Below are 11,619 nucleotides of genomic sequence, written 5' to 3'. Positions count from 1 at the left end.
CTACTGTGGTCGCTCGGCATCATCCTTTTGGCTCTGCTGCTGGCCTGGATCTGGCACGGCAGCTGGCAGCGCCAGGCCGTCGAGCAGGAGCTCAGGGCCCAGCAGCAACTGTTGGTGTACCGGGCCGCGCTCGAATCGGAGATCGCCCGCTTCGAAAACATCCCCCGCGCCCTGCGCTCCCATCCGGTCCTGATCCGCGCCCTGGCCTCGCCCCACGACGCCGACGCCGTGCACCAGGCCAACCGGCTGCTGCAACAGCTGGCGGAAGAAACCGGTGTGGAAGCGCTCTACATGATGGATGACGAAGGCGCTACCCTGGCCGCCAGCAACTGGCACCAGCCCCATTCCTTTATCGGTCAGAACTACCGCTTCCGTCCCTATTTCACCGACGCCCGGCAGGGCAGCGTCGGCGAGTTTTACGGCGTCGGAGCCACCACCGGCATCCCCGGCTATTTCTTCGGCCTGCACCTGGGCCAGGAAACCGGAGCAGAAGGGGTGCTCGCCGCCAAGATCACCCTGCTGGCGCTGGAACGGAGCTGGCAGCCGGCCCGGGATCTGGTGATGGTGGTGGACCCGGATCAGGTGATCGCCCTGGCGTCCCGTGCCGAGCTGAAATTCAAGGCCCTGACGACCCTGAACCCACCGGCCCGGGAACGGCTGGAACGCACCCGACAGTATACGCCCATGCCGCTCGAGCCCCTGGAGCTGGGCCGTAAAGGCGACCAGTGGTCCTGGCAAGGACAACAGTACATGGTCAGTGAAGTGCCCCTGCCCCGGTTGCAGTGGCGGCTGCAGCTGTGGTGGCCGAGCCGGCCCCTCTATACCAGCGCCAACCTGATCACCGCCGTCGCCGGGGCCAGCCTGCTCGCCGTTGTCCTGCTGCTGCTGTACTGGCGCCAGCGCCGGCGCTACATACAGGCCCAGCTCAAGGCCAAGGGCGAACTGGAACGCAAGGTCATGGCACGAACCGCGGCCCTGGCCGCCTCCAACCACCAGCTGGAACGGCAGGTACAGGAGCGGATCCAGGCCGAGGCCCGGCTCAGATCCATGCAACACGAGCTGATCCACATCAACCGGCTGGCGGCCCTGGGCCAGATGGCGGCCAGCGTCGCCCACGAGGTCAACCAACCGCTGACCGCGCTCAAGAACCAGTCGGTCAATACCCTGCTGCTGGCCCGGCGCGGCCATACCACGGAGCTAGAACAAAGCCTGCAGACCATGGGCCGGCTGGTGGACAGGATTGCCCGCCTCAGTTCCCAGCTCAAGCTGTTCGCCGCCACCCGCCGCAAGACCCGCGGCCTCGCCCGGTTCGATGAGGCCCTGGACAATGTACTGAGCTGGCTGGCACCCCGGCTGGAAGAGCAAGGGATCCGGCTACAGCGTCCCGCCGCGGCGGAGCTGCAGCTGCCCATGGAATTGCATGCCCTGGAGCAGGTGCTGGCCAATCTTATCGGTAACAGCATCGACGCCCTGGCCGGGCACCCCGAGGCCAGCATCACCCTCGCTACCGCCCCCCATCGCCTGTGTCTATGGGACAATGGCCCCGGCATCGCCCCCGAGCTGCTCGACAAGGTGACCGAACCCTTCTTTTCCACCAAGCAGGCGGGACAGGGGCTGGGGCTGGGGCTGGCGATAGTGCGGGATCTGGTGGAAGCCGGCGACGGCCATCTGGAGATAGACTCGCCCCCCCAGGGCGGCGCCCGATTTACCATTAGCTGGAGAGATGATGAACCGTCCCCCCATTGAAGTCTGGCTGGTCGAAGATGACGACGACGTACGCCAGACCCTGCTGCAGACCCTGCAGCTATCCGATATCAAGGCGCGCGGCTTTGCCCGGGCCGAACAGGCGCTACAGGCACTGATGCCGGAGGCGCCGGTGGTGGTACTGTCCGATGTACGCATGCCGGGCATGGACGGCCTGACCCTGCTGCACCAGTTGCAACAGCGGGATGCCGAGCTGCCGGTCCTGTTGCTCACCGGCCATGGCGACATTCCCATGGCGGTGGCCGCCATGCGCCTGGGCGCCCAGGACTTCTTCGAGAAACCCTATGAACCGGAACAGCTGCTGCACAGCCTGCGCCGGACCATGGACAAACGCGCCCTGGTACTGGAGAACCGCCGTCTGCGCCAGCAACTGGCCGCCAATCAAGGCCAGCCCCTGCTGCTGGGCCATACCCCGCAGATCGAGCAGTTGCGCCGGCAAATAGACAATATCGCCGATACCAACGCCAGCGTACTGATCCTGGGGGAAACCGGCACCGGCAAGGAAATGGTGGCCCGCAGTCTGCACCAGGGCAGTGGCCGCAAGGGGCACTTCGTGGCATTGAACTGCACCGCCCTGCCCGAGTCGATTTTCGAGAGCGAAATGTTCGGTGCCGAGCCCGGTGCCTTCACCGGGGTGACCAAGCGCCGCATCGGCAAGATAGAGCATGCCAACGGCGGCACCCTCTTCCTCGACGAAATAGAAGGCATGCCGCTGGCGCTGCAAGCCAAGATGCTGCGGGTGCTGCAGGAGTCGGTACTGGAACGCCTCGGCGGCAACAAGTTGATCGAGGTGGACGCTCGGGTAGTGGCCGCCACCAAGCTGGATTTGCTCACCGCCAGCGAAGCGGGCCTGTTCCGGGCCGATCTCTACTTCCGGCTGAACGTGGTGACCCTGTACCTGCCGCCCCTGCGCGAACGGCGGGCCGACATCCCGCTGCTGTTCCTGCACTTCGTCGAGCAGGCCAAGGCCCAGTACAACCGGGATGTGCCGACGCCATCCGACCATCTGCTCCAGCAATTGCTGAAGCGGGACTGGCCGGGCAACGTGCGGGAATTGCGCCACCACGCGGAGCAATATGTGCTGGGCGTACTGCCGTTACAGGAAAACGAGGTGCGCCTGACCCTGCCGCAACAGCTGGCAGATCTGGAGCAGCAGCTGATCCAGGCCGCCATGGCGCAGGCCGACGGCAACGTGGCCCTGGCCGCGGAGCGGCTCGGCATCCCCCGCAAGACCCTGTACGACAAGCTGGCCAAGTACCGGCATCACACCGCCGGCGAGTCCTGATAGAGCAGCTCGATGCATTGCTCCCGCACCCTGACCGGCATCAAATCCGCCAGGGTATGCTGGTCCAGCACCATCAGAAACTGCTTCAGTGCCAGGCTGAACATCTGCCGCCCCCGGCAAGCCGGCGCTATCACACAATGATGGCGTGACTCGAAACAATCGGTCAGCTTCATGTCCGGCTCCAGTTCCCGCACCAGGGTGCCTATCACTATCTGCTCCGGGGCCCGCAGCAGATGCAGCCCTCCCCCCTTGCCCCTGATGGTGGAGACATAGCCCCGCTGGTGCAGATCCTGGATCACCTTGCGTAGATGGTGATGGGATACCTTGAAATGAGCGGCGATCTCCGGTGCGGTACAGCGGCGTGAACGGTGCAGGTTCAGGTATATCAGCACCCTGAGGGCATAATCGGTATAGTGGGTCAAGCGCATGCGGCGGCTCCCGGGATAAGGGGGTCATCCCCTTGCGGGGCCTGGCTGATATGGTCTGCCATCAGGCCTGAGCCAGGATTGATCTGGATCAGGATAAGTTGCATGTTATTTATCACTTTACCTTATCACTTTCTGCTTACTGCTTAGAGACAGTGGCGGAAACCCCATGACTTGCCGGTTTCTCGACTAAAATAAAGGCGCTCTCGATAAAACAATAAAGAGGCCTTGGGGCTGGACAGGTACGTCGATGATGTTGCACAACAAATCTCGCTGGTTACCGCAAGACTATTTCTCGTTTGGCGCTATTTCATTACTGCTGGTGACGGTGGCGTTGTCGAGCTGGTTTATCAGCCGGCATGGGATCTCCCTGCGCATCCAGGCGCAGTTGGAGGAACTGCAGCAACAAAGTGCCCTGGCTGCCGCCACCGTCAGCCAGGACTTGCAACAAGGCCGCCGGCAGGTCGAGGACATCGCCCAGGCCCTGGCTTCACTGTCGAGCCTGCAGGCTTTCCTGAACAACCCGCGCCGGCTCGCTCCCCTGCAGGCCGATCTGGACAACTTAGGCAGCATCTTCGGGCTGGATGGGATCTGGCTTATCGGCCGGCAGGGCAAAATCATGGTACAAAGCCCGGTCGGCCAGTCACCGCCGGCTCTCGACCACTTCGCCGCCAGCCGCCAGCCGGTACACCGTTTTATTCTCGAACCCGAGCAACAGCAGGCCAGGTTTTATTATGCCACCCCCCTCGGCGACACAGGGACCGCCGTCCTGCTGGTCAGGGCCGCCGTGGACGGCATCAGCCGCCGGGCATACCGGGTAGAACTGCTGGTGACCGATCCGGAAGGGATGGTCGCGCTGGCGGATAACCCGGAATGGTTGCTGCATACCTTCAACGGCTCCACCGCTCCCCCCTCGTTCGCTCCTGAAAGCAGGGAAGACAACCCAGCCATCCCCATCAGCCAGAGTCCGCTGCTGCCCGAAGTCTTGCTGCTCGGCCCGCACCAAAAACCGGTGCTGCTGGCCAGCCATGCCACGGAAAACGGAGACTACCGGGTCTATGCCCTGGCCGACGCCGCCCCCATCTATCATCTGGCGAGAAAAAAAGACAACCTGACGGCCATCATCACCCTGGCCGCCACCGGCTCACTCTGGGGTGGCCTGCTCACCATACTGACCCTGAAGCGCAACCGGCGCCACCGTCTGGCCTTCAGCAAGGCCAACGACGAACTGGTGCGCCTGAACCAGCAACTCAAACAGCTGGCGACCACCGACGCCCTGACCCGATGTCCCAACCGGCGCGCCGCCGAGGCCAGGCTGCAATATGAACTGGCCAACCTGCAGCGCTACCACCACCCCTTCTGCATCGTGATGGTGGATATCGATCACTTCAAGCATATCAACGACCAGCATGGCCATGACATCGGAGACAAGGTGTTGCGCCACTTCGCCCACACCGGCAGGCAGGCGATACGGGACACCGATGTGCTGGCCCGTATCGGGGGCGAAGAGTTTCTGCTGATACTGCCGGACACCGATCACCAGCAGGGTCTTCATCTGGCGCGACGGTTGCTCGACACCATTTCCGCCACCCCGCTCTATCTGGCCGACAGGACCATAGGCATCAGCTTCAGCGGCGGCCTGACCGAAGCCCGCAAGACCGACAACACCAACGACCTGCTGGTCAGGGCCGATCGGGCGCTGTACCGGGCCAAGGAAAAGGGGCGCTGCCGGATCTGCAGTGAAAACCTGGTCATGGATCAATCGGTAGCGGTCGGCTGAGACTCCCGGGCCGTCAGTTGTTCCTGCTCATCCACCAGAGAGTAACTCAGCTTGTCCAGGGTCACGGTCACCGCCAGTTGACGGTTTTCCTCGTGGCTTATCTGCACCAGCAGGTAATCCAGCTCCGGCGCCACCCAGAAGCGGGTCTTGCGTTTGCTGTCGCCCCGGTCACGCTCGACGATCAGGGTATCCAGGGTACCAACGCCGGTCCGAATCGCTTCTTCCCCCACCACCTTGAAAGTGGTCTGCTTTATTTCTCCGTCCCGTACCACGGGGTAAGTCATGCTGCTTTTTCCAGCCATCAGGTCACACCGGGCCTCGAAGAAAAAACTGACCGGATCGAAGGCACCGCCCTCGGCGGAGAGCAGTTGGTCTCCATTGCGATCCTGATAGAGCACCATATCGGTCTGCTGATCGAACACCAGCCGTTCTTCCCGCCGGACTCCGACGGCCTTGGCCTTATAGTTGAAAGTATCGGGACGGGCCGTACAATCCTCCCAACTGAAGCTGGCTTTCTGGTCTACGTCCAGTAGCCAGTGCGCCAGGGCGAAGTGCACATGGTAGCGTTCCTTATTGCGTTCTATGGTCAGGGTATTGACCCCCCGCGTCTGATCGCCGTTGAGCAGCACGGAAAACTCGGCCCGCAATTGCTCAATATCCCGGGCCGACACGGTACTCGCCGCCACCATCCCACACAGCACCAGCATGCATTTTCGAATCATTCAGATTTCCTCATTTAGCTCTCGGTCCGGAGATCCGGCATTCGCTGCGCCAACCATACACCAACAGGCCAGGAGGGCGAAAACACCTGTATGACCCCCGGAACCGATAATAGTGCCGTCGGCGCCGCACCTTTGCCGCCACCGAGGGCCCCGGCCCCACGGCCTCGCCATCATCCCGTCCCCGGGCGGATCACGAAAATCGCCACGATCGGTTCTCAGACCGGGACTAAAGCCCTATCATAACAGGGGAAAAAACGATGGGATAAGTTTCCATTCACCACTCACGGATACAAGGATTCAGACAACACCATGGAAACGGGCTACAGCATTATCATTGCCGATGACCACCCCTTGTTTCGCAATGCCCTGCATCAGGCGGTACAGCTGGCCGTAGAAGGTGCCCAGCTGCAGGAAGTCGACAGTATCGATAACCTGATGAAGCTGCTGACCGAAGTCCAGGACATCGACCTGCTGCTGCTGGACCTGAAGATGCCCGGCGCCAGCGGTTTTTCCGGCCTGGCCCAGTTGCGCAACCAGTATCCGGACCTGCCGGTGGTGGTGGTCTCCGCCAGTGAAGAACCCGCCGTAGTACAGCAAGCCATGCGTTTCGGCGCCCTCGGCTTCATCCCCAAGTCGGCCCCCATGCGCACCCTGGTCAGCGCCCTCAATACCATCCTCGACGGTGACACCTGGTTTCCCGAGGGCATCAGCCTGGAAGATGCGCCGGCAGACCACCTGGCCGAGCGCCTGGCCAGCCTCACCCCCCAACAGTACAAGGTGCTCATCATGTTGTCGGAAGGCAAGCTCAACAAGCAGATCGCCTACGAGCTGGATGTTTCCGAAGCGACCATCAAGGCCCACGTCACCGCCATTTTCCGCAAGCTGGGGGTGAAAAACCGGACCCAGGCGGTGATTGCCCTGTCCCAACTGGACGGTGGGGAAATCTGAGCCGGAACCGGGGACTCGGGACGATAAAATCCCTCACCCCCATCAAGACACCAGATGCTGCAACAGAGCCCTCAGCTTCAGCGGCTTGACCGGCTTGCTCAGGTAGCTCAGCTGCAACTTTTGCAACTGGGCCTGTAGCTCGGGCTGCCGGTCGGCGCTGATCACCACCGCCGGTATCCGCCCGAACTCCAGCCGCAGCATATGGATCACCGCCACCCCGGTTTCGCCTTCATCCAGATGATAATCCGACAGTATCACCTGGGGACTGAAACCATTCCGGCAATGCGCCCGCGCCGCCCGCCCGTCGGCGGCCAGCCGTACCTCACAGCCCCATCGCGCCAGCAGGCTGGCCATGGCGGTCAGGATATCCGCCTCGTTGTCGATACAGAGCACCCGCAGGCCCGCCAGCTGGCCGCTGGCCGATACCGGCACCACCGGTTCGGCCGGCTCGACGCCTGGATCGGCCCGCGGCACCGTCACGCTGAACACCGAGCCCTTGCCTTCCCAGGAGCGCACCATTAGCCGGTGCCCCAGTATGGTCGCCAGCCCTTGGGCGATGGCCAGGCCCAGGCCCAGGCCCTGCTGGTGGTGGCGCTGGCCGTGCTCGAGACGCAGGAACTCGTCGAAAATCACTTCCAGCTTGTCGGCCGGAATACCGGGGCCATTGTCCCACACCTCGATGCGCAGACCGTCGCCGCAGTGGCGAATACCGAGCAGGATACGTCCCCCCGGGTTGTAGCGCAGGGCATTGGTGAGGAAATTCTGCAGGATGCGGCGCAACAGCCGGGGATCGCTGTGTACCCCGAACCGACTGGAAACCACGTCGAAACGGCCGCCATCCTGTTCGGCCAGCACCCCGAACTCCGCCTTTAAGGTATCGAACAGCGCCTTCAGGGCGAAGTCCTTGGGCCTGGCGGTAAGCTTGCCCGACTCCAGGCGGGACATGTCCAGCAGGTCGCCGATCAGTTCCTCGGCGGCCCCGAGGGAGCGGTCGATATGGCCCGCCAGCCGACGGCTTTCCTCATCCCCCGACGTTTCCAGCCAAGAAGAGGTAAACAGCTTGGCGGCGTTGAGCGGCTGCATCAGATCGTGGCTTACCGCCGCCAGGAAACGGCCCTTGGAGGCATTGGCCCGCTCCGCCTGCCGGGTGGCGGCCAGCAGCTGCTGGTTCACCGCCGACAGTTCACGGGTGCGCTCGGCCACCCGGGCCTCCAGCACCACATTGGCGTCTTTCAGTACCTGCTCCGCCTGGCGGAAAGTGGTGATATCGTTGAAGGTCATGACGAAGCCGCCGCCGGGCATGGGGTTGCCCTGCATCTCGATGACCCGGCCGTCGGGACGGGTGCGCGCCGAAACATGGGCGGTGCCGGCACGCATATGGGCCACCCGTCGGGCGACCTGGGCGTCCACCTCGCCGGGGCCGCACAACCCTTTCTCGGCGTTGTAGCGGATGATGTCGGCGATCGGCCGCCCCACCCGGACAAGCCCCGGCGGATACTTGAACAGTTCGATATAGCGGCGGTTCCAGGCCACCAGCTTCAGCTCTTTATCAACCACCGAAATGCCCTGGCCGATATGCTCGATGGCCCCCTGCAGCAGCCCCCGGTTGAAGCGGAACACGTCCCCGGCTTCGTCCACGATGGCCGCCAGCTCCTCCAGTTCCATGGAGCGTCCCTGCAGCGCCGAGGACAGCACCAGCCGTGCGGAAGAGGCACCGAACACCCCCGCCAGCACCCGCTCGGTGTGACGGATCAGGCTGGCGGGGGCCTGCATGCTGCCGTCCAGGGTGCCCTGCTCGCCGGCGTAGCGGGCAAAGGCCCGCTTGACCCGGGCTTCTCCCACGAAGCGGGACGCCAATTGCTCCAGATCCCGCACCGTGACCTTGGCCCGGTACACATCGCCGTCGTCCTTGTGCTGACGACCGACGAAGGCCGCCGCCTGGAAACGTTCGCTCACCGTCGACACCGACAGCCAGGAGCCCAGCAGGTAGCCCGCCAGGTTGAACAGCAGGCTGAGCAGTATGCCCCAGGTGGCAGGACTCATCTCGCCGACCGCCCCCCAATCCGGCGGCGTCAGCAGCCACAGCAGCACGTTGGTGTCCGCATCGCCGGCGAAAAGCCCGGTTTCCGCCATCAGGTTGAGCAGCCACATCAGCATGCCCAGGCTCAGGCCCCAGTAGGCCCCGCGTCGGTTACCGCCGCGCCACAGCAGCCCCAGTACCAGGGCCGGGGCGAACTGGGCGATGGCGGCGAAGCTGAGATAGCCGATGCGCGACAGACTGTGGATCTCCCCCAGCCAGAGGAACACCAGCCAGGCGGTGACCATGATGACGATGATGGCGGTGCGGCGCACGTTGAGCAGCAACTGGGCGAAGTCCTCGAACCCCGCCCCCTGCAGCTGGCGCCGGCGCAGAATCATCGGCAGCACCAGATCGTTGCTCACCATGATCGCCAGGGCGATGGTGGAGATGATCATCATGCCGGTGGCGGCGGAAGCGCCGCCGATAAAGGCCAGCACCGCCAGGCCCGGATAGTCCAGCGCCAGGGGCAGGCTGATCACATAGGTGTCGGGCGAGGTGTCCGCCGACAGCCACTGCTGACCGGCCAGGGCCAGGGGCAGTACGAAGAGTCCGAACAGGAACAGGTAAAGCGGAAAGATGCGCCGGGCCCAACGCAGATCCGCCGGGTCGTGGTGCTCCACCACCGTCACGTGGAACTGACGCGGCAGGCAGATGATGGCGCTCATCGACAGCAGAGTATAGACCCCCATGTCGAGCAGGTTGGCACCGCTCACCTCGGTCAGGCCGCCGATAAAGTCCTCGGTGATCATGGTACGCTGCTGGTTGGGGAAGGCCAGGATCAGCCAGAGCGCGAAGCCCCCAACCACGATAAAGGCCACCAGCTTGACCACCGACTCCAGGGCGATGGCCACCATGACCCCGCGCTGGTGCTCGGTGGCGTCGATATGGCGGGTACCGAACAGCAGGATGAAGACGGTGAACAGCAGCGCCACCATGAAAGCCACTTCGCCGGCGTCCCGGCCGTCCCCGCCCACCACGTCCGGTGCCACCAGGTTGAGCCCCATGACGATGGCCTTGAGCTGAAGGGCAATATAGGGCAGCACTCCGACGATGGCGATCAGGGTGACATAAACCGCCAGTCGCTGGGACTTGCCGTAACGGGCGGCGATAAAGTCGGCGATGGAGGTGATGTGCTCGCGCTTGGCCACCTCAATCAGCCGGGCGATGAAGGGCCCGGCCAGGGTGAACATCAGTATGGGCCCCAGGTAGATGGGGAAGTAGGACCAGGGATCGGTGCTGGCCTGACCCACAGTACCGAAGAAGCTCCAGGAGGTGCAGTAGACCGCCAACGACAGGCTGTAAAGCAGCGGCCGCAGACGACGGGCCCGGGCTCCCAGGCGCACCTTGTCGCCCAGCCAGGCGCAGAGGAACAGCAGGGCCAGGTAGGCCAGCGAGATATTGATGACGGTCCAGCCCTGCATCAGGCCTCCTGGAGTCGGGTGGTCAGGGGACGGCGCAGCAGCCAGACCACCGGCAGCACCGCCCCCCCCATCAACCAGAAGGTCTGGCCACCGAGCAGCGGATAAAGCTGGCCGGACAACACCAGCAGCAGGGCCACCGCCAGTCCCATGGGAAGGGCCGCATAGAGGGCCTGGCCGCCGATCACCGCCGGGCCGTCCAGATCCCGGCTGATATAACGGATGGCCCCCAGGTGGCTCAGACAGAAGCTGCCCCCATGCAGCAACTGGGCAACGACCAACCCGCCCAGTTCGGTAGTCGACCCCAACAAGGCCCAGCGCAGCAGGGCGCAGGCGGCGCCGGCCAGCAGCAGATGACGGGCACTCAGACGTTCGAACCACCGTTTGTTCATGGCGAAAACCCCGATTTCAGCCAGCACCCCCAGACCCCACAGATAGCCGATCACCGCAGTACTGTATCCCTGCTGCTGCCAGTAGAGCGCACTGAAGCCGTAGTAAAAGGCATGACTGCCCTGCAGCAGGGCGGTGACCAGCAGGAAGCGCATCATGCCCGGCCGGCCCCATACCTGCCGGATGCTGTCTCCCCCACGCCCCTGGTGGGTATCGACTGGCATCGGATTCATCGGCAGTACACTGATGGCCAGCATCAGCCCCAGCGACAGCACCATGGTATGCAGCACCCACTGGGGGCCCAGGCTGCCACTCAGGCTGCCGACCACCAGATTGGCAACGATGAAAGCCGCCGATCCCCACAGCCGCGCCTTGCCGTAATCCAGGTGTACCTGCACGATGAGGCGGCTGGCGATGGCTTCGGATACCGGCATCAGCGCCGGATAGATCAGATTCACCAGCAGCATCAAGGCCAGCAGGGCCACACTGGAATGCCAGCCGTAAAAGCCGGCGAAGGCCAGCAGGCTCAGCAGGCTCAGCCAGCGTGTCGCCGGCAACAGATGGGCCGCCGCCCGTACCCGGCTCATCACCGCCAGGTTGCCAGCGCAACGCGCCGCCATGCCCAGCCCGAGCAACAGGCCGATAAAGCCGGCGTCGGCCCCCACATGGCTGAGCCACAACGCCCAGAAGGGCAGAAAAATGCCATAGCCGAAATAATAAATGGCAAAAAACAATGAAAGCCAGAGAGCAGGCGACATGTCCGGTACTGATAATAGAAAGATGCGGCCTATGATAATAACTTTACGG

Annotated in this window: 8 protein-coding genes; 4 read left to right on the top strand and 4 right to left on the bottom strand. The window is 63.6% G+C overall.

Features of this window, described 5'->3' with window-relative positions:
* Nucleotides 1–27: 27 nt before the first annotated feature.
* Together ACEVBK_RS05335 and ACEVBK_RS05330 are read left to right on the top strand one after the other, a co-directional pair.
* A complete protein-coding gene (locus tag ACEVBK_RS05335) occupies nt 28–1,746 on the top strand; it encodes an ATP-binding protein (protein ID WP_375057558.1) in 1,719 nt (572 codons plus the stop codon).
* Nucleotides 1,724–3,049: a sigma-54-dependent transcriptional regulator gene (locus tag ACEVBK_RS05330; protein ID WP_375057557.1), complete on the top strand. Its 1,326-nt coding sequence runs from the start codon at nt 1,724–1,726 to the stop codon at nt 3,047–3,049. The genes ACEVBK_RS05335 and ACEVBK_RS05330 overlap by 23 nt, the downstream gene beginning before the upstream one ends.
* Here the strand turns inward: ACEVBK_RS05330 and ACEVBK_RS05325 are convergent.
* The gene (locus ACEVBK_RS05325) at nt 3,028–3,477 is read right to left on the bottom strand and encodes an RrF2 family transcriptional regulator (RefSeq protein ID WP_375057556.1); all 450 of its coding nucleotides are present in this window, start codon (nt 3,475–3,477) and stop codon (nt 3,028–3,030) included. The genes ACEVBK_RS05330 and ACEVBK_RS05325 overlap by 22 nt on opposite strands.
* A gap of 247 nt (nt 3,478–3,724) precedes the next feature.
* On the opposite strand from ACEVBK_RS05325, the gene ACEVBK_RS05320 reads away from it, so the two are divergent.
* A complete protein-coding gene (locus ACEVBK_RS05320; protein WP_375057555.1) occupies nt 3,725–5,254 on the top strand; it encodes a GGDEF domain-containing protein in 1,530 nt (509 codons plus the stop codon).
* Here ACEVBK_RS05320 and ACEVBK_RS05315 read toward each other — a convergent pair.
* Complete coding sequence (locus ACEVBK_RS05315; RefSeq protein WP_375057554.1) at nt 5,233–5,976, bottom strand: DUF3108 domain-containing protein; 744 nt, start codon at nt 5,974–5,976, stop codon at nt 5,233–5,235. The two genes, ACEVBK_RS05320 and ACEVBK_RS05315, sit on opposite strands and share 22 nt — an antisense overlap.
* Before the next feature lie 309 nt (nt 5,977–6,285).
* Here ACEVBK_RS05315 and ACEVBK_RS05310 point away from each other — a divergent pair, with 309 nt between their 5' ends.
* Entirely contained in the window at nt 6,286–6,924 is a 639-nt protein-coding gene (locus tag ACEVBK_RS05310) for a response regulator transcription factor (RefSeq protein ID WP_375057553.1), read from the top strand.
* A 42-nt stretch (nt 6,925–6,966) separates the two neighbouring features.
* Here ACEVBK_RS05310 and ACEVBK_RS05305 read toward each other — a convergent pair whose 3' ends face one another.
* The gene (locus ACEVBK_RS05305; protein WP_375058517.1) at nt 6,967–10,428 is read right to left on the bottom strand and encodes a NahK/ErcS family hybrid sensor histidine kinase/response regulator; all 3,462 of its coding nucleotides are present in this window, start codon (nt 10,426–10,428) and stop codon (nt 6,967–6,969) included.
* A complete protein-coding gene (locus ACEVBK_RS05300) occupies nt 10,425–11,570 on the bottom strand; it encodes a 3-phenylpropionate MFS transporter (protein ID WP_375057552.1) in 1,146 nt (381 codons plus the stop codon). Before ACEVBK_RS05300 ends, ACEVBK_RS05305 begins: the two co-directional genes overlap by 4 nt.
* Nucleotides 11,571–11,619 lie beyond the last annotated feature (49 nt).

The sequence above is a fragment of the Zobellella sp. DQSA1 genome, from assembly GCF_041950555.1.
Classification (GTDB): domain Bacteria; phylum Pseudomonadota; class Gammaproteobacteria; order Enterobacterales; family Aeromonadaceae; genus Oceanimonas.
The sequence above is the reverse complement of the archived record's forward strand: the minus strand, read 5'-3'. Positions and strand labels throughout refer to the sequence as shown.